Source organism: Paraburkholderia kururiensis JCM 10599 = LMG 19447 (genome assembly GCF_003986935.1).
GTDB lineage: Bacteria > Pseudomonadota > Gammaproteobacteria > Burkholderiales > Burkholderiaceae > Paraburkholderia > Paraburkholderia kururiensis.
The window spans coordinates 326,765-348,007 of sequence record NZ_RJZE01000004.1; the positions used below are offsets into that span (position 1 = coordinate 326,765).

Below are 21,243 nucleotides of genomic sequence, written 5' to 3' on the forward strand. Positions count from 1 at the left end.
GGCCGCCGATGCGCATTCTCATCGTCACGCATGTGGTCACGAAAAACGACGGCCAGGGGCGCGTCAACTACGAGATCGCGCGCGCCGCGCTGGAAGCGGGCCACGAGGTCACGCTGCTGGCTTCCGCAGCGGACAGCGTGCTCGCGGCGCATCCGCGTGCGTGCTTCGTGAAGATCGCGCCCTCGAAGCTGCCCTCGCGCCTCGTGCAATACCAGCTCTTCGCATGGCGCACGGCGATGTGGATCGCCGCGCATCGCGACGCGTTCGACGTGATCCACGTGAACGGCTTCATCACGTGGGCGCGTGCGCACGTGAACGCCGTGCACTTCGTTCACGACGGCTGGTACCGCTGCGGCTTCTATCCGTTTCGTGCCACGCGCGGCGCCTATCACGCGTATCAGGTGCTCTATACGCGGCTCAACGCCTGGTGCGAACGCTGGGCGTTCCGGCGTGCCGAGGCCATCGTGCCGGTCTCCGCGAAAGTCGCGCAGGAGGTGGCCGCGCTCGGCATTGCCGACGCGCGGCTGCACGTGATCCACAACGGCGTGGACTTCGACGAATTCGCGCCAGGCGAAAGCGAGCGCGAACGGTTCGGCTTGCCGCGCGAGCCGTTCATGGCACTTTTCGCGGGCGACCTGCGCATGTCGCGCAAGAACCTGGATACGGTGCTGCGCGCGCTGCGGGAGACGCCGCCGCACGTGCATCTGGCGGTGGCCGGCATTCTGCGCAACAGCCCGTATCCGGCGCTTGCGCGCTCGCTCGGCGTGGCCGACCGCGTGCATTTTCTCGATCTGGTGAAAGACATGCCGGCGCTCATGCGTTCCGTCGATGCCTTCGTGTTTCCCTCGCGCTACGAGCCCCTCGGGCTCGTGCTGCTCGAAGCAATGGCCGCGGCGCTGCCCGTCGTGACCGCGCGCACCGCGGGCGGCGCGGAGATGATCGAAGCTGGCGCGCCGGGTAACGCGAAAGACGAAGAGAAGGACGAAGGGAAGGACGGCGGGATGGACAACGCATGCCGCATGGAAGGCGCGCCGTACGCCGAGCCCGCCGCCGGCATCGTGCTCGACGATCCCGACGACGCCGCCGCACTCGCCGCCGCGCTCGCGCGGCTTGCGTCGGACCGCGGGGCCGCGCGGCACATGGGCGAGGCCGCCCGGCAGCGTGCTGCCTCGCTCGGCTGGCCGCGCATGGCCGAACGTTACCTCGCGCTCTACGAAGAGGTGCGCGCGCACGCGCCCCACGCGGCGCGCGCGCAGCATGCCATCGCGGCGGCGCGGCCATGACGGCGCCCATCGATTCGTTGCAGATCGGCATGCACTGGTTCGGCGAGCGGCCCGGGGGGCTCGACCGCATGTTCATGTCGCTTGTCGAGGCGCTGCCCGGCGAGGGCGTGAACGTGCGCGGGCTCGTGGCGGGCAGCGGCGCGGTGCGCGAAGCGTCGGCGGGGCGGGTGGAAGCGTTCGCCGACGCCCACGCGCCGCTCGGCGTGCGGCTCTGGCGCGCGCGCAGGCACTCGCGGCGGCTCGTGGGCACGAAGCGGCCCGACGTGGTGGCCACCCATTTCGCGCTCTACGCGGCGCCGCTGGCGGGCGTGTTCGGCGGCGTGCCGCGCGTCGTGCATTTTCACGGACCGTGGGCCGACGAGTCGTTTCCCGAAGGCGGGGGCGGGCTGTCGATCGCGGCGCGCCGGGCGCTGGAGCGCTTCGTCTATCGCAGCGGCACGCGGCACATCGTGCTTTCGCGCGCGTTCGGCGACATTCTCGAGCGCACCTATGGCGTGCGGGACGAGTCCATTCGCGTGGTGCCGGGCTGCGTGGACGTGGATCGTTTCGATATCGCCACCACGAAGGCCGAGGCGCGTGAGCGGCTCGGCGTGGCCAACGACCGTCCGCTCGTGTTCTGCGTGCGGCGGCTCGTGACGCGCATGGGGCTGGAAAACCTGATCGACGCCATGTTCTTCGTGCGCCAGGCCGTGCCCGACGTGCTGCTCGTGATCGCGGGCAAAGGGCCGCTCGCCGAGCAACTGCAGGGGCGTATCGAGGCGCGCGGTCTCGCGTCCGCCGTGCATCTCGCGGGTTTCGTCGAGGACGCCGCACTGCCGCTCTGGTATCGCGCCGCGGACCTTTCGGTGGTGCCCACGGTGTCGCTCGAAGGCTTCGGACTCACGACGATCGAATCGCTCGCCGCCGGCACGCCCGTGCTCGTCACGCCCGTGGGCGGATTGCCCGAGGCCGTGGCGCCGCTCTCGCCGGACCTCGTGCTGCCCGCGGGCGGCTTTCACGCGATTGCCTCCGGCGTGGCCGACGCGCTGCGCGGCCGCCTCGCGCTGCCCGACGCCGACGTGTGCCTTGCCTACGCCCGGGGCCGCTTCGATCTGCCCGTGGTCGCGCGCGGCGTGGCGCGCGTCTATCGCGAAGCAATCGAGGCGCACTGAAGCGCGCGGGCGATGAAACGCGTCGCTTTCTGCGCGCTGCTCCCGGCCGTGCTTCGCGCGGCCGCCCTTGCTGCGACCTTCGCTGCTGCCTTTGCTGCCGCCTTTGCCGTCTTCGCTGGTACCTCTGTCGCCGCCTCTGCCGCCGCCCCTGCTGCCGCTGTTTCCACCGCTTTTTCCGCTGAGCCGCCGCTCTCGTACCGCACCTCGTGGGTGGGCAACACGTGGGGCTTCGGCGATGGCCGCTGGGTGCAGTCCGACGTGCAGGCGCTCGCCGTCGCGCCGAATGGCGATCTCTTCACCAACGCGCCCTGGGACGAGGGCGGCGGCGAGATCGGCCATTACCGCGACGGCGCGCTGCTGGGCTACGGCGGCGGCTCGCACGGCTGGGGCATGCTGGGCGGCGACGCCATCGCGGTGAACGACGACTACGTGTTCGCCGCGCAGATCGTGGTGAGCATCGGCAACGCGATGGCGGCCGAAAAACATCTGCCGCGCGAAGGCGTGCGCTGGTTCGGCGTCTCGCGGCGCAGCCGCGCGGACGTGCGCCGCGGCGTGCCGTTCGCCGGCGAAGCGGACTGGCCCGGCAGCGGACTCGCGTTTCGCGTGGTCTCGCAAGCGCCGGAGCCGAAAGACGACGCCATCCGCGGGCTTGCCGCCGACAACACGCGCCTCTTCGTTTCGAATCTGCACGACAACCGCATCGACATCTTCGATGCGCAGACCATGCAGCCTGTCGGCGGTTTTCCCGTGCCCGAGCCTGGCCGCCTTGCGCTCGCGAAGGACGGGACTTTGTGGGTGATCGAGCGCAGCCGCACAGACAGCGCAAAACGCGTCGTCCACCATGCACGCGAGGGCACCGTGCTCGGCACGCTCGCGCTGCCGAGCGGCACGGTGCCGGTGGACCTCGCCGTGGATGCGCGCGGGCGGCTCCTTGTCGCGGACAACGGTGTGCGCCAGCAGGTGCTGATCTTCGCGCCAGCCGCAAGCGGCGGCGCGCCCACGCACAAGAACAACGCGGCGGCCGCGGATGGCCGCATCACGAATCAAGAGGCTTCCATGCAACTGTCGGGGACGTTGGGCGTCGCGGGCGGCATCTATGCCGGCAGGGCGGGCACGCCCGGGCCGCAGCGTTTCAACGGCCTCACGGCAGTGGCCGCGGACGCGGCGGGCAACGTCTACGTGGCGATGAACGGCACGGGCCCGCGCGGTTTCGCAGGCGGCCCGGGCGACACCGAAGGCGCGGTGATAGAAGGCTACGCACCCGACGGCACGCGCCGCTTCAGCGTGCAGGGGCTGCTTTTCGTGGACGGCGCGCAGTTTGTCGAGGGCACGCCGCCCTCGGTCTATACGGGCAGCAAGCGCTTTGCGCTCGACCTCTCGCGTGGAAGCGGCGCGGAGTGGTCGTATGCGGGCTTCACGGCGGACCGCTTCCGCTATCCCTACGACCCGTTTCTGCATCTCGGCCAGGGCATGCGCGGGCTGCCGCTCGTGCGCGACGTGCGCGGGCACCGGTTGCTCTATACGACGGACATGACCTCGTCGTTCCTGCGCGTCTACCGCTTCGAAGCGGGCAGCGAGACCGCGATTCCGTCGGGACTCTTTTCGCCTTCGCATATCGACAAGCCGTGGCCGCCGAACCAGCCCGCAAGCGGCGAATGGATCTGGCGCGACACCGCAGGCAAGGGGCGTTTCGCCGTGACGGACTTCGATCAGCCGCAGTGGGGCCAGGGCGCGCCGCGCGTTACGGCCTGGTGGGTGGACGACGCGGGGAACGTCTGGCAAGGGCTGGGCGCAGCGGGTATCCGGCGCTTTGCGCTCGTCGGCTTCGATGCCGTTGGCAATCCTGTCTATCGCTACAGTGCGGTCAGCGTGTGGCCGCTGCCGGCGCCGTTCACGCGCATTGCGCGCGTCGCGTATTTCCCCGCCGACGACACGCTCTATCTCTCGGGCTCCACGCCCTCGCATCCGTTCCTCGAATACAACTGGAACGGCACGGGCTCGCGGCTCGCGCGCTACGACCACTGGCTGCGCGGCAAGCCGGTGCTGCGCTATGCCATCGATCTGCCCGACCGCGGGCCGCCCGACCCGGCTTCGATGAACGGCTGGACCGTGGCGGGCGATTACCTCTTCACCGTGGAGACGCACGCGGGCGTGGTGCACGTGCGCGAGCGCGACACCGGGCGCGAAGTGGGGCGCCTCGCTCCGGGGCCTGAAGTGGGCGAGCGAAGCGGAATCGTCGACGTGCCGATGCCCGTTACGGCGCACCGCATCGAGTCGGGACCGTATGCCGGCGAGTATCTCGTGTTCGTCGAAGAAGACAGCCACGGCAAGGTGCTCATGTATCGCTTCAGGCCGCCGGGGTCGTCGTCGCGCTTGCCCGATGACGCGTCGCGCCAGGGTGCCGTTTCGTCAGATTCTGCCCGCGCGGCGCGTGCCGCGCTTCATCCGGGGTCGCCATGAAAATCGTCCATCTCGCCAATCATGCGCAGAACGTGGGCAACGGCATCGTCAACATGATGGTGGACCTTGCGTGCATGCAGGCGCGCGCGGGCCACGAGGTGACGGTGGCCACCTCGGGCGGCGGCTTCGAGCCGCTCTTCGCGCGCTATGGCGTGCGTCACGTCGAGCTTCGGCAATCGAAGACACCCTGGCGCGTGCCGGCCATGCTCGCGGGCATGCGGCGGCTCGTGGCGCAGACGCAGCCCGACGTCGTGCATGCGCACATGATGACGGGCGCGCTGATGGCGCGGCTTTGCACGGCGCGGCGCCGCTTTGCGCTCGTGACCACGGTGCACAACGAGTTTCAGAAGAGCGCGACGGTGATGGGCGTGGGCGACTGCGTGGTGGCCGTGAGCGACGCGGTGGCCGCATCGATGGCGGCGCGCGGCATACCGGCCGCGAAGCTCGCGGTGGTGCGTAACGGGACGATCGGCACGCCGCGGTTTGCCGTTGATAGCGGTGGCCGACCGGATGTGGCCGAAGGCGATTCGAGCGCAGAGGCACAGCCCGCTAGCGTGCTGCCGGCGGTCATGCGGCCGAGCATCGTCACCGTAGCGGGCATGTACGAGCGCAAAGGTATTGCCGATCTGCTGCGTGCGTTCGCGATGCTGTGCGGGCAGACGCATCGGGCGGTGCAGCCCACGTTGTATCTCGTCGGCGACGGTCCCGATCGCGCTCGCATGGAAGCGCTGGCGCAAGCGCTGGGCGTGGCGGACCGCGCGCACTTCACGGGCTTCATGGCGAACCCGCGCGCGTGGCTCGCGCAGGCCGACGTGTTCGTGCTCGCCTCGCATCGCGAGCCCGGTGGCCTCGTGCTCTCCGAGGCGCGCGAAGCGGGCTGCGCCATCGTCGCGACGAACGTGGACGGCAACCCCGAAATGCTGGACCGCGGCGAAGCGGGGCGGCTCGTGCCGGCGTCTGACCCAGCGGCGCTGGCCGTTGCGATTGGCGGCCTCATCGACGATACGGCTGCGCGACATGCCCTGGCTGCGCGGGCGCGCGAACACCTCGACGTGTTCAGCGTGACGCGCGTGTGCACCGATTACCTCGCGCTCTACGAACGCACGCTCGAAGCGCGCCGCGCCGGCCGCGCCCGCGGTGCGGGGGCGCGAGCGACGGCGGCAGCGTCGGACGGCGCCGCGCGAGGCACGGCGTCGGCGCGTGGAGTGGTGCGATGAACGCGCGGAATCTGTCGAGCGAGTCGAATGCGCCGAGTGCGCCGAGTGCGCCGAACCCCTCGTGGCCCGAGACCGGCCCGTATGCCGCGCAGAGCGGATCGGATGCGACAGACGCTGTGTCCGATGGCGCCGGTGCGGTCTCCGTCCCGGGCACCGAGCGCAACGAGTGCACCGAGAGCACCGGCAGCAACACCGGAAGCCGCGGCCCTTTCGCGGCTCGCAACGTGTTCTCCGAGATCCGCTTCGCCGTCTGCATCACGACGATGAACCGCACGGCGACGCTCGACGCGTGTCTTGCGAACCTCGCGCGCTGCGTGCCGCCGCCCGCGTGGGTGGTGGTCAGCGACGACTCGCCGGCGCCCGACACGCGCGCGGCGAACGCTGCCGTGGTGGCGCGCTATCCGGGCGTGACGTGGCTCGCCGGCCCGCGCCGCGGCGTATGCGCGAATCGCAACAACGCGGTCATGCAGTGCCTCGCGCAGGCGCCGCAATGCACGCACGTTTCGTTCATCGACGACGACGTGCAGCCTGCGCCCGACTTCTTCGCCGTGGCGAAGACATGGCTCACGGCGCTGCCTGCTGCACGGCGCACGCAGACGGTGCTCACGGGTGGACCGTCGGCCACGTCGGCGGATTTCGCCGAGGCGTGCGCCGGCCACGCGACTTCATGTTCCGCCGTGCGCCTTTCGTTCGCCGGTTATTTCACGGCATCGGAGCGGCCCGAGTGCGTGAACATCCACGCCGCCGTGTTTCCGCTCGCGCTCTTTCGCACCGAACGCTGGGACGAAAACATCTACTTCGGCAGCGAAGACGCCGAACTCTCGCTCAGGGCCGTGAAGCGCGGCTATCCGATCGAACTCGTGCCCGCGCTGCGTTCGCGCGACACCCAGGCCGGCAAGGGCGTGCTCGCCACGCCCGCGGACGATGCGCCCCGCGCGCTCTCGCGCTACGAACTCTGCTGCGAGGCGGCGCGGCTCTACATCGGCGTGAAGCGCTACCGCAGCATCGAGCCCGATGCGCTCAAGCTCGCCGCCTTCGCGTCGTACTGGCTCGCGCATATGACGGTGTATCTCGCGCGGCGTGGCGCGTTGCGCTCGCTGCCGGAGATCGTGCGGCGCTCCAACGTGTGGCGCGCGTGGCGGCGGTCGGTGCCCGCCTGTGCGCGTTGCGGCTAGCGGGGCGCGACAGGCGCACGGGGCGAACAGGACGAACGGCGGGCATAACGCACACGGCAAACCAAAACGCAGCAAACCAATACGCAGAAAACCTACGCACTGCAAAAAGCGAACATCAAACAAGCGCACGAGCGCGCGATCCGATTCACTCCACCACTGCGAACCCATGAACATCCTGTTCACGATCCACCACACCCTGAGCCGCAGCGCCGGCGCGCCCGGCGTCACCGTGAAGCTTGCCGAGGCGCTGCGTCAGCGCGGCCATAACGTGCGCATCTTTTCGCACGACGACGTGAAAGGGGTGACAGGCATGTTGCGAACGATGCTCTTCCCCTGGTTCGTGCTCGCGCACGTGCTGATGCACCCGGAGTACGACGTGCTCGATATGTCGTCCGGCGACGGCTGGCTCATCAACTTCGCGCGCCATGCGTTCGGCTGGCGTCCCAAACAGTTGTCCGTCACGCGCAGTCACGGCATGGAGCCGGTCGTGCACGAACTCTTTCTGGAACGCTGCCGCAACGGCGAGGAAGACCGCTCGTGGCGCTATCCCCTTTATCACGGCGGCTTGCGGCTCTGGGAGTGCACGAAGTCGTTCGCCTGGGCCGATGTCGCGATGCTGCTCAACGATACGGAATGCGAATTTGCCGTAACGAAGCTCGGCTTTCCGGGCGACCACGTGGTGCAGATCGACAACGGCATCGACGAGACCTTTGCCTCGGTGGCGCGCGCAGCGCTGAGCGCCCAGAGCGAGCCGGCGCACGCGCAGGAACACAGCGTCGAGCCGATGCCCGCTGCGCCCACGAAGCTCGCCTTCATGGGCCGCGCGAACTACTGGAAGGGGATCGAGACGATGACGAAGGCGGTGCCCGCGCTCTTTGCGCGCAATCCGCAGCTCACGCTCACGCTGTTCGGCACGGGCGAGGGCGCCGAGGCGACGCTCGCGCGCTTTCCCGAGTCGATTCGCGAACGCATCACCGCAGTGCCCGCATTCGACAATGCGCAGTTGCCTGCGCTGCTCGCGTCGCATCACATCCTGATGTTTCCCTCGATGTACGAAGGCTTTCCGCTTTCGCCGCTCGAAGCCATGGCGTGCGGACTCGTGCCGGTGGGCTCGAACATCGGCGGATTGCGTGCGTTCCTGCGCCACGGCGACAACGGCCTCATCGTGCCGCCCGGTCATGCGGAGGCGCTGGCGAGCGCGGTGCAGTCGCTCGTCGACGATCCCGCGTACTGGGCGCGTCTGCAACGCTGTGCACGGGAAACGTCGCTCGACTACGCGTGGGAGAAGGTCGCGCATCGCTTCGAGCGGCTCTATGCGGCGCGCCGGCAGCGGCGGCTGGATACGGTGGCCGCGTGAAGGGTGGAGCTTCGCGGGGCTTCGTTGGGCCGAGCCGGGGGCTTCGCGGGGCCGCTTCGTTGGACTGTTTCGTTGGACTGTTTCGTCGGCGCACGAAGCGCTGGAAATGTGCGCTCGGGCCTGTTGCTGCGCGACGTGCCGTAAGCCTTCTCGAAGCCGCCTGAAAGCATACGGGGTCGCCTGAAACCGCAGCAAGTCCGAGGTGCCCGCCAGCGTGGCGCAGACCACAGACTCGAAGCGTTTGTGCCGTGCAGTATCGGCTCTGACATTCGGCTCTGGCACGCGGTTCTGGCACTTCTCATCGGCATCGGTCATGAAAGACGCCCCCAAGGCTCCGGGCTTCGCCCGCAACGCGCTGTTCAATCTGCTCGGCAGCGTGCTGCCGCTCGCGGTGGCGCTCGTCACGGTGCCCATCTATCTGCACCGTATCGGCGACGCGCGTTACGGCGTGCTCGTCACCGTGTGGATGTTGCAGGGCTATTTCGGTTTCTTCGATCTGGGGCTTACGCGCGCCACGTCGAACCAGGTTGCGCGCATGGGCGGCGCGCCGCACGCGGAGCGCGAGTCGCTGCTGTGGACCGCGGTCGTGCTCAACGCGGCGTTCGGCGTGCTGGGCGGACTCGTGCTCTACGGCGTAGCGGGGCTTGCGCTCGGCCACGTGTTTCACATGGACGCATCGATTCGCGCCGAAGTCATTCCCGCGCTGCCGTTCATCGCCTGCGCGGTGCCGATGGCCACGCTCACCGGCGTGTTCTCGGGCGCGCTCGAAGGCATCGAACGGTTCGGGCCGCTCAACGCGGTGCAGTTCGTCGGCATGCTGCTCTACCAGACGCTGCCGCTCGCCGCGGCGCTGCTGTTCGGCCCGCAACTGGAGCACCTGATTCTGGCCGCGATGGTGGGCAGCACGCTCACGCTGCTGCTGCTCGCCGCGACCGTTGCGCGCGTGTTTCCGCTGCGCGGCGCGGGCGGTCCCGCGCGCCGCCACGTGCGGCCGCTCTTCGGCTTCGGCATGTGGGTGACGCTCACGAATCTCGTGAGCCCGCTGCTGGAAGCCGCGGACCGCTTTCTGATCGGCAGCGTCATCAGTGCCAACGCGGTGGCGTACTACACGGTGCCGTTCAATCTCGCCACGCGGCTGCGGCTCATTCCGGCCGTGCTGTGCCGCACGCTGTTTCCGCGCCTCTCCGCGCTCGCCACGGAACATTCGAGCGCGCTTGCCGAACGCGCGATCACGGGGCTCGCCGCGCTCATCACGCCCGTCGTGGTCGTGGGCATGCTCGCGATGCAGCCGTTCCTGCGGCTCTGGGTGGGCGCGGCGTTCGCCGCGCATGCGTCGCTCGTGGGCGAAGTGCTGCTCGCGGGCGTGTGGATCAACAGCCTCGCGCACGTCGCGTTCGACAAGCTCCAGGCACAGGGACGCCCCGACGTGGTCGCGCGCCTGCACGTGGTGGAACTGGTGCCGTTCATCGCGCTGCTGTGGGGCGCGATGCACGCCTTCGGTCTGGTGGGCGCGGCGTTCGCGTGGAGCGTGCGATGCGCGGTCGATGGCGTCGTGCTGATGTGGCTGGCGGGCTATCGCGGCGCGTTCTGGCGCCGGCTCGTGGCGCCGGTGCTTACGCTCGTTGCCACTTTCGCGCTGATCGCCGCGGGCGGCTGGCCCACGTGGACCGCGACACCGGCGGCGTTGCTGCTCGTGGCGGTGGCCTGCGTCTGGGCATGGCGCACGGAACCGCTCATCGCGGACGGCGTGCGGCGCTTCGCGACGCGCCTCTCGAGGCGCACGGCGCTCAGGAGGACCTCATGACGCGAGACACGAAAACAGCAGGCCGGGCTCGCAGGCTGCCCGCCATTTCGATTGCGCTCGCCACCTGCAACGGCGCGCGTTATCTGCCGGAACAACTGGCGAGCCTCGTGTCGCAGCGCTGGCTGCCGTACGAACTCGTGGTCACCGACGACGGCTCCACAGACGGTACACCCGAACTCGTCGAGATCTTCGCGCAGCACGCGCCGTTTCCCGTGCGGCTGTATCGCAATGCGGCGCGGCTCGGTTATGCCGAGAACTTTCTGCTGGCGGCCTCGCATTGCCGCGGCGACTGGATCGCCTTCTGCGACCAGGACGACGTGTGGCGTGCAGACAAGCTCGAACGCGTGGCCGCCGCGGCGGCGGAACCGGGCGTGACGCTCGTGGCGCACCGCGTATGCACGGTCGACCAGAACCTGCAGCCGCTCGCGGGCGACACGCTGCACACGTGGGTGCGCAAGCGCGGATCGGGGCCGGGAAGGGTGGCGCCGTTCGGCTTCTTCGCGGGCATGAAGATCTGCTTCGACGCGGCGCTGCTGCCGCTGCTGCTCGAACGTCCGCGGCTGCCGAATTTTCCGGGCGAGCACACCGAGGTGGCGCACGACGAGTGGGCGTCGCTGCTCGGTGACGTGACGGGCACGGTGCGCGTGGTGGAGGCGCCGCTCGTCGCGTATCGACAGCATGGCAAGAACGCGTGCGGCGCGCCGCAGGCGGGGCTGCGTCACGCGCGTGCGCGTGTGGCTGCGAGCGGGGCAGCGGCGTACCGCGAACGCGCGGCGATTGCCGCGCAGTATCGCGACGGCCTCGCGCACCTGGCGCAGCGCACACCGACGCGCTTCGCGCCGCAACTGCTCGATGCGTCGCGGCGTTACGAAGCGGTGGGCGAGTATCTGCTCGCGCGCGCGGCGCTCTACGAATCGCGCAGCGCGTGGCGGCTCACGGCGCAGTTCGTTTCGATGTGCGTGCATTGGCGGTATCGGTACAACCCGTTGCGGCCGGGCGTGCAGGCGTGCGTGAAAGACCTCGTGCGGGTGGCGCGCGCGTGGCTGCGCAGGCGGCCGGCGCCCACGGTGCCCGTGGCCGGCACCGCGGATGGACCGCGCGGATGAGGCGTGCGGATGAGGTGTGCGGATGAGGTGAAACGGGGCTGCGTGTGGTTTCGGGGGCCTTGTGCGGGTCGTGGGGCAAGCCGTTGTGCGGGGTCTCTTAGCCGTCGCCAGGCAAGGCCCCTCAGCGAGCCTTTATGTGGTTTTTGCAGGCGCACAACGCCCTAGGGGTGTGTGCGCACCCGAACAGAATGTGCGAGAAGCACGTTGCTTAAATGAGCGTCGACCGGTAAGCCGGGCCGGCGCAAAGGGATGGATCCCATGAGACCTGTCGTGTTCGATGGCTGCTTCGGCTGGCTCCATGAGGCGGATGGGGAACGCGGCGTCGTACTCTGCAACCCGTTCGGCTACGACGCGCTGTGCACCCATCGCGGCTGGCGCGCGCTCGCGGAGCGCATCGCGGCGGCGGGCATGCCGGTGCTGCGCTTCGATTACCCCGGCGCGGGCGATTCGGACGGCGCAGAGGACGACCCCGAGCGCCTCGCCGCCTGGCTGGGCAGTATCGAAGCGGCCATGGCGCGGCTGCGCGAATGGACCAGCGTGAAGCAGGTGTCGCTCGTCGGCTTGCGGCTGGGTGCGACGCTCGCCGCGCTCGCCGCACAACGCAATGTCGGTAGCGTCGATTCGCTGGTGCTGCTCGCGCCCGCGGTGCTCGGGCGCAACTACGTGCGCGAACTGCGCGCTCACCGGCAGAGCTGGCTCAGCACGCCGGCCGGCATGAACGCGGACCCCATCGCGAACCCCGACGCCTATGTGGAGGCGTTCGGCTTCGGCATTCACGGCGAGGATATTGCGCGCCTTGCAGCCGTCGACCTGTGCAAGGACACCCACGCGCCGGCCGCGCGCGTCCTGCTGCTCGATTCGAGCAACCGCACGCGCACGGAAGCGCTGGCCGCCCATTACGCCGCGCATGGCGTGGAGGTGCAGCACGGCCCGCTCGACGAACTCGACCGCTTTCTCGTGGAAGCGCTGTACAGCGAAGCACCCGCGAGCGCGTTCGAATGCGTGACGACGTGGCTCGCGGCAGGCGCGTATGAGCGTTCCACCGCTGCGCCGGCGGGTGGGCAAAGCGTGGCTGCATCGGACGACGAAGCTCCGGCGCTGCGCCTGGCCGGCACGCGCGCCACGGAGCGCCCGGTCGTGTTCGGCGCGTACTTCGGCATCTACTGCGAGCCCGACGTGCCGCGCGCAGGCGCGCCCGCCATGCTGTTTCTCAACACCGGCGCGAGTCACCACATCGGCGACGGCCGCATCTTCGTGCTGTTCGCGCGGCGGCTCGCGGCGCTCGGCATCGCGTCGCTGCGCATGGATCTGGGTGGCATCGGCGATGCCACGCCCGTCGCGTCCGAGGTCACGCTCGACACCATCTACTCCGACGACGCCTGCCGCGACGCCGCGGCAGGCGCCGACTGGCTCGTCGCGCACGGGCACCGTCGCGTGGCCGTATTCGGCGTGTGCGGCGGCGCCTTTGCCGGTCTGCACGCGAGTGCACGGCATGCCGCCGTGGAGGGCGCGTTCTGCGTGAACCTGCAGAAGTTCATCTGGGACGGCGACGCGCGCGCGCCCGGGGCGCATCAGTTCGCGTCCTCGAAGGTGTACTGGCGCGCCGCGCTCAACCCCGAGAAGTGGGCACGCGCCCTGCGTGGGCAGAGCCATCCGCTGCGGATCGCCCGCGTGGTGGCCGCGCGGCTCGCGCGGCGCGGCTGGCTTACGGCGGCGGGCTGGATCGAGCGCTGCACCGGCTGGGCGCTCGCGGCCAACGAGGCGCGCGACCTCGTGCGCTCGATTCATCGCAAGGGCGTGCGCCTGCGGCTCGTATACGGCGATTACGACGTGGGGCTCGACGAAGCGCGCATCCAGTTCGGCACGCGGCTCGCCGCGCTGCACTGTCACGAAGGCGTGCGCGCGGCGACGCTGCCGAAGCTCGACCATGCGTTGTTTACACGGCCCGCGCGCGAGGCCGTGATGGCCGATGCCGAGCGCTGGCTGTTTACGGAGCTGATTCAGGCTGCGCCCCACACGGGCGGCCAGTCAGCGCGACCTGCGGCGGCGCGCGCGAGCGCCACGCCGCCGTACCTCGATGGAGCCAGGCTGTGAACCCGACTTCCGACCTCGACCGCATCAACCAGAGCGCGTGGAATTCCCACGATGCCGAGCGCGAGTTCACGCTCGAAAAGACATGGACCGACGCCGGCGAAGCGGCCGCGTTCGCGTGGATCACGCCGCGCTGCGCGGGCACGCCGCTGCTCGACATTGGCGTGGGCGCGGGCCGCACGATCCCGCTCATGCGCGCCATCTCCACGGACTACACGGGCATCGACTACACGGAGAAGCTGCTCGAACTCGCGCGCGGCCGCCATCCCGGCGTGGACCTGCGCCACATGGACGCGCGCGACATGCACACGCTGCCCTCGGATCACTACGGGCTCGTGGAATTCAGCTGGAACGGCATCGACTGCGTGGACTACGAAGACCGCATGCGCATTCTGCGCGAGATGTTTCGCGTGACGCGTCCCGGCGGCTACGTGCTGGTCTCGTCGCACAACCGCGATGGCCCGGGCTACGGCGAGACGCCGCTCAAGCTGCTGCCGCGCTTCACGCCGAACCCGGTGCGACTCGGCTGGCGCGTGCTGCGTTCGCTCGTCAGGCTGCCGGTCGCGACCGCCAACTACCTGCGGCACATGAACCTGAACCGCGACTATCCGGGCTATTCAGTCCGCGCGGCGGCGGCGCACTACTTCGGCATTGTGATCATCTACACGACGGTGGCGGAGCAGCGGCGGCAACTGACGGAAACGGGCTTCGTGGACGACGCAGCGTTCGGCAGCGATCAGGGCGACCGCATTGCCGACGACGCGGGCACGAGCAACGCCTGGTGGGTGCATTACGTGGCGCATAAGCCCGCATGAACGGACATGAGCGGACATGAGCGGCTCATAGGCCGTTGGCGAAATGAAGCATCGCTAAAGATCGCAATGAAGACTTGAGCAATCGACTGACGGCCCGGCGCCTCGTCCGCAGCGGACGAGGCGCCGGGCGCAGCGATTGGGGGAGCAACGACAATGAACCGGATCGCCGAACCTTGCGTCTCCATGCGTGAGACCTCGCTTGCATCGGTGCCTGCGCCTGCGGCTCCAACGATGGAGCCCGACGTGCAGCGTGTGGCCGAGCTGCCTGTCGATGCGGGCGAGCGCTTGTTGCGGCGCGCGTTCGGCCGCTTCGCGACCGGCGTCGTGGTGGTTTCCACCGGCTGCGGCGAGACGCTTCACGCCATGACGGCCAACGCGTTCATGTCGGGCTCGCTCAGGCCGCCGCTCATCGTGGTCTCCGTGGGGCAGCGCGCGCGCATGCACGATCGGCTCATGACGCATGAATTCTTCGCCGTGAGCGTGCTCACCGACGAGCAGGAAGCGCACAGCCGGCACTACGCGGGCGAACATCAAACATGGCTCGCGCCGCATTTCAGCGAGGCGCAGGGCGTGCCGGGTATCGCGTGGCTCGACCGGGCCGTGGCGCGGTTCGCAGCACGCGTAGTGGACCGGCATCCGTGCGGCGACCACACGCTCTTCATCGGCGAGGTACAGGCCTTCTCGCTCGAAGACCACGCACCGCTGCTGTTCTTCGGCGGTCACTATGCGAACGTCAGGCATCGTTGAGTTCGGGACCGTGTGGACGTTCTATCCGTGCAACACGTGAGCAGTATGTGACCAATCCATGTGCAACACGTGTGCTACATGGAAGCCGCACCTGACGATACCTGGCAGTCTGGAATAATTCCGCGCTCGTTTGATAACGAGGCTTGACGGGCATGGCTGACGAGGCTACGAACCCCTTCGATCATTGCAAGCTTTGCCGGTTTTTTGCACGTTACGCGAGGCCTGCCGGCGCCCATTGCTAACCGCGTTGCAGAGTTGAAACAATTCTTCAGAGGGATAACCCTGTCAGGACGTTTCCCACTGGCGCAGTGCCCACGAAGCAAGCAATTTATTGTTAGATGAGAAGAAGAACACAGACGCGAGGGCGCTTCTTCATCAGTCTTCATAGACAGGCGAAAGCCATATCGGGGAGAGTGCCATGGAAACGGCCAACAAGGATCGTTCGCTCGTCAGCAAGGTGATGGATGGCCTGGTGTCGGGCATCGTCGAGGAAAAGTACGGAGCCATCCTGCCGCCGCAGGATGTGCTCTCGAAGGAGTTCAACGTCAGCCGCACGGTGATGCGCGAGGCGCTGTCGATGCTGCTCGCGCGACACATGCTCGACGTGCGGCCCAAGATCGGCACGCGCATACGACCCATGCGCGACTGGCGCATGCTGGACGAGGACGTGGTGAGCTGGCGTTTTCGAGCCAAGCCTGATTCGCAGTTCCTGCGCGACGTGATCGAGTTTCGCGTGCTGATCGAGCCGAGGGCATCGGCGCTCGCGGCCATGCGCGCCACGCCTGCCGAGGTCGCCGGCATTCGGGAAGCGTTCGACGCGTTCCGCTCCATCGCTCCCAACGACCCCGCTTATCAGGACGCCGACGAGTTGTTGCATACGCGCATCGTGGCCGCGAGCGGCAACCAGTTCTTCCAGCAGATGGCGGCTATCGTGCGCGGTGCACTGTCCGCGGTGAATCCGATCATCATGCGCAAGGAAAGCGCTTGGGAGACGGTTGTGCGTACGCACGGACGCGTGGTTGAAGCGATCGAGCGGCACGATCCGAAGGAGGCCGAAGCAGCTTCGCTCGCGCTGATCGACTTCACCTCCGACGAAGTGGAGCAGGCATTCGCGGTCTCGCATGCGGAGCGCGTCTGAGCCATTGAGCGAGGAGGCGCGGCAGGGCGTCTGGCTGGCGATTGCTTGATCGCCGGTTGCGCCGGTTGTGCGGGTTGTGCCGATGCCCGGCTGCGGGTGCTCGCTGTTGCTGCGACAATGGCGGCTCCCTCACCACAGCCGCACTCCCGAATCGATGAGAGACGACGCCGTCATCCGCTGGGGCATCGTTGGCGCGGGCCGCATTGCGCGCCGCTTTGCCGAGAGCCTGAGACACGTACCGCACACCCAGCTTGCCGCCGTCTGGTCACGGCGTGCCGAGACCACGACTGCGTTTGCGCGCGACACCGATTGCGCCGCTGCCTCGAACCTTGATGCCCTCTTGTCCGCGGGCATCGATGCCATCTATATCGCCACGCTGCAAGATACTCACGCGCAGTACGCCATCGCGGCGCTCGACGCCGGACTCCATGTGTTGTGCGAGAAGCCGGCCACCATCAACGGCGCGCAGCTGGCGCGCGTGATCGATGCCTCGCATCGCGCCGGACGGCTTTTCATGGAGGCCATGAAGCCCCCGTTCTATCCGCTCTACCGGAAGTTGCGCGCGCATCTGACGGTGGACCCCATCGGCGAAATCGGCCTCGTGCGCGCGGGTTGCGCGGTGTCCACCGTGCCTGCCGACCATCCGTCCTTCTCGTTCGAGCATGCGGGTGGTGCGCTGCTCGACATCGGGATCTACGAGATGTTTCTCGCCGTCGACTGGTTGGGTGCGCCGCTCGAGATTCAAACCACGGGGCGGCTCGGCCCCACCGGCGTGGACACCTTCGCCGCGCTGAACTGCCGCCACGAGCGCGGTATCGCACAGCTCTTCTGCGGGCTGGACCTGTACGGCAAAGGCGACGCCTTGCTGGCGGGGCCTGCAGGCCACGTCACAATTCAGGAGAACTGGTGGAACCCGGTGCGCGCCACCGTGCGTTATGCCGACGGACGCAGCGTGGAGCTGGAGGCGCCGTTCGAAGGCGGCGGTCTCAACTACGAAACCGCGCATTTCTGCGAGCTGATTCGGGCGGGCCGGCTGGAAAGCCCCGTGATGACGCACGACACGTCGCGCCACATGATTGCGATGGCCGACGCGGCGCGCGCGGCGCTTGGCTTGCGCTTCGCGGGCGAATGAATGGGCGGATGAGTGGGCGGATGAATGGACAAATGAGGGCGCCAAGCGCGAATCGATCGATGGCCGATCGATCTGTCGCGCGTGGCCCCGTGTCCGCCGATTGCAGGCAACGGGGCAGGCCGTGAGTCGCTGAGCGGCTCGGGCAGGCGCCTCGATCGGTCTCTACGACGCCAATGCCCGCACGCACTCGCCGACGAGCGCCGGGCCGCGATAGATGAAGCCGGTATAGAGCTGCACGAGCGAGGCGCCCGCAGCCAGCTTTGCGCGTGCGTCTTCGCCCGAGAAGATGCCGCCCACGCCGATGATCGGCACGGTGTCGCCCACTTCGGCGCGCAGCTTGCGGATCACCTGGTTGGAGAGCTCGAAGACCGGCTTGCCCGAGAGGCCGCCGGCTTCGTCCGCGTGCGGCAGACCCGCGACAGCGGTGCGCGAGAGCGTGGTGTTGGTCGCGATCACGCCTTCGATGCCATGGCGCAGCAGCGTGCCCGCAATCGCCTTGACCTGCTCGTCGTCGAGATCGGGCGCGATCTTGAGCACGAGCGGCACGAGCTTGCCGTGCAGGTCGGCGAGCCGCTGCTGTTTGTCCTTGAGCGCGGCGAGCAGCGCGTCGAGTTCGCCCGCGCCCTGCAACTGGCGCAGATTCTTCGTGTTAGGCGACGAAATGTTGATCGTCACGTAGCTCGCGAACGGATAGACGCGCTCGAGGCAATAGAGATAGTCGTCGGCGGCGCGCTCGATGGGCGTGTCCGCGTTCTTGCCGATGTTGAGGCCGAGCACGCCGCGATAGCGCGCGGCCTGCACGTTCTTCACGAACTGGTCGACGCCTGCGTTGTTGAAGCCCATCCGGTTGATGATGGCGCCGGCCTCGGGCAGCCGGAACATGCGTGGCCGCGGATTGCCCGGCTGCGCACGCGGCGTGACCGTGCCGACCTCGATGAAGCCGAAGCCGAGCGAGGCGAGACCGTCGATGGCCGCGCCGTCCTTGTCGAGCCCGGCCGCGAGCCCCACCGGATTGCGGAACGTGAGGCCCATCACCGTGCGCGGCGCATCGGCCACGTGCGGTGCGACGAGGCCCGCGATGCCGGTACGGCCGGCTGCGCCGATCGCGCGCAGGGTGAGATGGTGGGCGTTTTCCGCGTCTATGCGGAAGAGCTGGGCGCGCAAGAGCGGGTAGAGGGAACTGAACACAGCGGACGGGCCGTGGCGGCCGGAAAATGGGAACCCGGTATTTTACCGGCAATCGGAGCGGTTCCCGGTTCCCGGTTCCCGGTTCCCGGCGCGTCCGTTCGTTCGAGCGGCGCTCGGCGAGGCTCAGCGAGGTTCAGCGAGATTCAGTGGGCTCAACCAGATTCAGCCGCCGCGCGTATCCTTCATCGCCGCGTCCACCGGCGGCAAGCCGACGTGATGCGGATTGATGACTTTCCAGGCGCCATCGAAGAGCCCTTCGAGCGGCCGGAAGTTCGACTTGTACGCCATCTTCGGGCTTTCGCGAATCCAGTAGCCAAGGTAGACGTACGGCAGTTGCAGACTGCGCGCCTGCTCGATCTGCCAGAGGATGTTGTAGGTGCCGTAGCTCGCGTGGGGCGCGTCGGGCTCGAAGAACGTGTAGACCGACGAAAGCCCGTCGCCGAGGATGTCGATCATGCTCACCATGCGCAGCACGCCCGGCGCGTTCGGATGGTGCGGGTCGGGCTCGCGGAACTCCACGAGGCGCGAGTTGATCCGGCTTTGCAGCAGGAACTGCTCGTACTGGTCGCGGCTGTCGCGATCCATGCCGCCGCCCGCGTGCCGCGCGGACTGGTAGCGCATGTAGAGCGCGTAGTGTTCCTCGTCGTAGTGAAGCGGCGAGACGGTGGCGACGAGATCGCTGTGCCGCTTCCACGCACGGCGCTGCGTGCGGCTCGGCGTGAATCGCGCGGCTGGCACACGCACCGGCACACAGGCGCGGCAGCCGTCGCAGTACGGGCGATAGGTGAATACACCCGAGCGGCGAAAGCCGGCCTTTACGAGATCGGTGTAGACGTCGGAGTTGATGAGATGGCTGGGCGTAGCCACCTGGGAGCGCGCGATGCGTCCCTCCAGATAACTGCAGGGGTAGGGCGCTGTGGCATAAAACTGCAGCGCGGAAAGCGGTGAAAGCGGCAGCTCGTTAGGATGAGTCACTTGGCAGCTCTCGATGCGTTCTGTGGGGCGGAACCCGCCGCGCCAGCCCCGCCACCCCCGCCACCCCCATTTGGCGCCCCCTTTGACGACCGCTTTGCAACCGCCGCGACGAAGCCGCGAATGTGCGGCAGACCGCGGCGTGCGCTATCGAGCCATCGGGGCCGTCAGGTTATGCGGACCGTGCGATCAGATCGGCGAGGACGCTCTTGTCGAACCGCCAGGGAATGGATGCGGCGTCGACGGACACGCGCACATGCTGCACGAACGCTTTGCGTGCGATTTCGCGGCCGCCGAGCGACGCCAGATGGGACGTGTTTTGCTGGCAGTCTATCATTTCTACTTCGTGACAGCGCAAGTGCGCGACAAGCGCGGCGAGGGCGATTTTCGAAGCGTCGGTGACCTCGGCGAACATCGATTCGCCGAAGAACATGCGGCCGAACGAGACGCCGTAGAGGCCGCCCACACGCCTGCCGTCGAGCCAGGTCTCCACGCTGTGCGCGTCGCCCCGGCGGTGCAGCGACGTATAGGCATCGATCACGTCGGCCGTGATCCATGTGCCGCGCTGGCCGTGCCGCGGCACGGTTGCGCAGGCGCGCATGACGGCGGGGAAATCGGCGTCGACGCGTACTTCCCACGCGTCGTCGCGCAGCACTTTCTTGAGCGTCTTCCTGAACGACGGCGACACCTTGAACTCGCGCGGACGCAGGATCATGCGCGGGTCCGGGCTCCACCAGAGCACGGGCTGGCCGTCCGAGTACCACGGGAAAATGCCATGACGATAGGCGTCGATGAGGCGCGAGGGGAGCAGGTCGGCACTTGCCGCGAGCAGCCCGGGCGCGCCGCTCGACGCGCCGAGCGCGCGTTCCACGGGCGGGAACGGATCGTCGGGTCCGAGCCAGGGCACCATGCTCGTGGGGCTCAGCCTTCCCGCAGCGAGCGGAGGATATCGCCCGTGTGCAGCCCGTAGCTGCCCGAGGCGCGGTCGGCGAAGAAGAAGCGCAGCGTCTGTCCCACGGTGGGGAAGGCGATGTCGTCCCAGGGAATCTCATGCTCGTCGAAGAGGCGCACTTCGAGGCTTTCCTCGCCCGCTTCCACGTCGATATCGAGCAGACGCGCCATGTAGAAGAGATGCACCTGGTGCACGTGCGGAACGTTGAGCAGCGAGAACAGGCTCTGCACTTCCACGCGCGCGCCGGCTTCCTCGAGCGTTTCGCGCGCGGCCGCTTCCGACGTGGTTTCCCCCATCTCCATGAAGCCGGCCGGCAGGGTCCAGTAGCCGTAGCGCGGCTCGATGGCGCGGCGGCACAGCAATACCTTGTCGTCCCACACGGGAATCGTACCGACCACGTTGCGTGGATTCTGATAATGCACGGTGCCGCAATGCGCGCAGACGTGGCGCTCGCGGTTGTCGCCGGGCGGAATGCGCAGGCTGACGGCGTGGCCGCAGATCGAGCAGAATTTCATGGGATGGGGACGGGGCGGATTCAACCGGTCGTCGCAACACTAGATTGTTGAACAGATTTTAGATACTCGTCCAGGAATTCTGCTGGGGTCTTCCAGCCAAGCGATTTTCTGGGCCGGCAATTGAGCGTATGGGCAACGGC

General features: G+C 68.3%; 17 protein-coding genes. 13 read left to right on the forward strand and 4 right to left on the reverse strand.

Annotated elements, in window-relative coordinates:
* Positions 1–8: 8 nt before the first annotated feature.
* From PKKP23_RS06840 to PKKP23_RS06900, 13 genes are all read left to right on the forward strand, one after another.
* A complete protein-coding gene (locus tag PKKP23_RS06840) occupies positions 9–1,283 on the forward strand; it encodes a glycosyltransferase family 4 protein (protein WP_126876351.1) in 1,275 nt (424 codons plus the stop codon).
* Complete coding sequence (locus PKKP23_RS06845) at positions 1,280–2,434, forward strand: glycosyltransferase family 4 protein (protein WP_126876306.1); 1,155 nt, start codon at positions 1,280–1,282, stop codon at positions 2,432–2,434. Before PKKP23_RS06840 ends, PKKP23_RS06845 begins: the two co-directional genes overlap by 4 nt.
* Before the next feature lie 12 nt (positions 2,435–2,446).
* Positions 2,447–4,894 carry an NHL repeat-containing protein gene (locus tag PKKP23_RS06850; protein ID WP_126876307.1) on the forward strand — a complete coding sequence of 816 codons (2,448 nt, stop codon included), beginning with the start codon at positions 2,447–2,449 and terminating at the stop codon, positions 4,892–4,894.
* Entirely contained in the window at positions 4,891–6,111 is a 1,221-nt protein-coding gene (locus PKKP23_RS06855; protein ID WP_126876308.1) for a glycosyltransferase family 4 protein, read from the forward strand. Before PKKP23_RS06850 ends, PKKP23_RS06855 begins: the two co-directional genes overlap by 4 nt.
* Positions 6,108–7,286 carry a glycosyltransferase family 2 protein gene (locus tag PKKP23_RS06860; protein WP_126876309.1) on the forward strand — a complete coding sequence of 393 codons (1,179 nt, stop codon included), beginning with the start codon at positions 6,108–6,110 and terminating at the stop codon, positions 7,284–7,286. Before PKKP23_RS06855 ends, PKKP23_RS06860 begins: the two co-directional genes overlap by 4 nt.
* 166 nt (positions 7,287–7,452) lie before the next feature.
* On the forward strand, positions 7,453–8,643 hold the full coding sequence (locus PKKP23_RS06865) for a glycosyltransferase family 4 protein (RefSeq protein WP_126876310.1): 1,191 nt from the start codon (positions 7,453–7,455) through the stop codon (positions 8,641–8,643).
* A 313-nt stretch (positions 8,644–8,956) separates the two neighbouring features.
* Entirely contained in the window at positions 8,957–10,447 is a 1,491-nt protein-coding gene (locus PKKP23_RS06870; protein WP_126876311.1) for a flippase, read from the forward strand.
* Entirely contained in the window at positions 10,444–11,553 is a 1,110-nt protein-coding gene (locus PKKP23_RS06875) for a glycosyltransferase (protein WP_161978079.1), read from the forward strand. Before PKKP23_RS06870 ends, PKKP23_RS06875 begins: the two co-directional genes overlap by 4 nt.
* 258 nt (positions 11,554–11,811) lie before the next feature.
* A complete protein-coding gene (locus PKKP23_RS06880; RefSeq protein ID WP_161978080.1) occupies positions 11,812–13,647 on the forward strand; it encodes an alpha/beta hydrolase in 1,836 nt (611 codons plus the stop codon).
* The gene (locus PKKP23_RS06885) at positions 13,644–14,459 is read left to right on the forward strand and encodes a class I SAM-dependent methyltransferase (protein ID WP_126876314.1); all 816 of its coding nucleotides are present in this window, start codon (positions 13,644–13,646) and stop codon (positions 14,457–14,459) included. The genes PKKP23_RS06880 and PKKP23_RS06885 overlap by 4 nt, the downstream gene beginning before the upstream one ends.
* A gap of 231 nt (positions 14,460–14,690) precedes the next feature.
* Positions 14,691–15,206: a flavin reductase family protein gene (locus tag PKKP23_RS06890; RefSeq protein ID WP_240658796.1), complete on the forward strand. Its 516-nt coding sequence runs from the start codon at positions 14,691–14,693 to the stop codon at positions 15,204–15,206.
* 418 nt (positions 15,207–15,624) lie between these two features.
* A complete protein-coding gene (locus tag PKKP23_RS06895) occupies positions 15,625–16,344 on the forward strand; it encodes a FadR/GntR family transcriptional regulator (RefSeq protein WP_017776634.1) in 720 nt (239 codons plus the stop codon).
* 154 nt (positions 16,345–16,498) lie between these two features.
* The gene (locus PKKP23_RS06900) at positions 16,499–17,476 is read left to right on the forward strand and encodes a Gfo/Idh/MocA family protein (protein ID WP_126876315.1); all 978 of its coding nucleotides are present in this window, start codon (positions 16,499–16,501) and stop codon (positions 17,474–17,476) included.
* 162 nt (positions 17,477–17,638) lie between these two features.
* Here the strand turns inward: PKKP23_RS06900 and PKKP23_RS06905 are convergent, their stop codons facing one another.
* The 4 genes from PKKP23_RS06905 to PKKP23_RS06920 form a co-directional block, all read right to left on the reverse strand.
* Positions 17,639–18,664: a quinone-dependent dihydroorotate dehydrogenase gene (locus tag PKKP23_RS06905; RefSeq protein ID WP_126876316.1), complete on the reverse strand. Its 1,026-nt coding sequence runs from the start codon at positions 18,662–18,664 to the stop codon at positions 17,639–17,641.
* Positions 18,665–18,826: 162 nt separating this feature from the next.
* Positions 18,827–19,639: an arginyltransferase gene (locus PKKP23_RS06910; protein WP_126876317.1), complete on the reverse strand. Its 813-nt coding sequence runs from the start codon at positions 19,637–19,639 to the stop codon at positions 18,827–18,829.
* Positions 19,640–19,808: 169 nt separating this feature from the next.
* Positions 19,809–20,546, reverse strand: a complete 738-nt coding sequence (gene aat, locus PKKP23_RS06915) for a leucyl/phenylalanyl-tRNA--protein transferase (protein WP_161978081.1) — start codon at positions 20,544–20,546, stop codon at positions 19,809–19,811.
* A gap of 11 nt (positions 20,547–20,557) precedes the next feature.
* Complete coding sequence (locus PKKP23_RS06920; protein WP_017776639.1) at positions 20,558–21,103, reverse strand: NUDIX hydrolase; 546 nt, start codon at positions 21,101–21,103, stop codon at positions 20,558–20,560.
* Positions 21,104–21,243: the final 140 nt, after the last annotated feature.

Coding starts and splice junctions, on each gene's coding strand:
- PKKP23_RS06855 (WP_126876308.1), top strand. CDS start 4,891: ATGAAAATCGTCCATCTCGCCAATCATGCGCAGAACGTGGGCAACGGC.
- PKKP23_RS06900 (WP_126876315.1), top strand. CDS start 16,499: ATGAGAGACGACGCCGTCATCCGCTGGGGCATCGTTGGCGCGGGCCGC.
- PKKP23_RS06920 (WP_017776639.1), bottom strand. CDS start 21,103: ATGAAATTCTGCTCGATCTGCGGCCACGCCGTCAGCCTGCGCATTCCG.
- PKKP23_RS06845 (WP_126876306.1), top strand. CDS start 1,280: ATGACGGCGCCCATCGATTCGTTGCAGATCGGCATGCACTGGTTCGGC.
- PKKP23_RS06895 (WP_017776634.1), top strand. CDS start 15,625: ATGGAAACGGCCAACAAGGATCGTTCGCTCGTCAGCAAGGTGATGGAT.
- PKKP23_RS06880 (WP_161978080.1), top strand. CDS start 11,812: ATGAGACCTGTCGTGTTCGATGGCTGCTTCGGCTGGCTCCATGAGGCG.
- PKKP23_RS06870 (WP_126876311.1), top strand. CDS start 8,957: ATGAAAGACGCCCCCAAGGCTCCGGGCTTCGCCCGCAACGCGCTGTTC.
- PKKP23_RS06860 (WP_126876309.1), top strand. CDS start 6,108: ATGAACGCGCGGAATCTGTCGAGCGAGTCGAATGCGCCGAGTGCGCCG.
- PKKP23_RS06850 (WP_126876307.1), top strand. CDS start 2,447: ATGAAACGCGTCGCTTTCTGCGCGCTGCTCCCGGCCGTGCTTCGCGCG.
- PKKP23_RS06875 (WP_161978079.1), top strand. CDS start 10,444: ATGACGCGAGACACGAAAACAGCAGGCCGGGCTCGCAGGCTGCCCGCC.
- aat (WP_161978081.1), bottom strand. CDS start 20,546: ATGGTGCCCTGGCTCGGACCCGACGATCCGTTCCCGCCCGTGGAACGC.
- PKKP23_RS06865 (WP_126876310.1), top strand. CDS start 7,453: ATGAACATCCTGTTCACGATCCACCACACCCTGAGCCGCAGCGCCGGC.
- PKKP23_RS06840 (WP_126876351.1), top strand. CDS start 9: ATGCGCATTCTCATCGTCACGCATGTGGTCACGAAAAACGACGGCCAG.
- PKKP23_RS06890 (WP_240658796.1), top strand. CDS start 14,691: ATGGAGCCCGACGTGCAGCGTGTGGCCGAGCTGCCTGTCGATGCGGGC.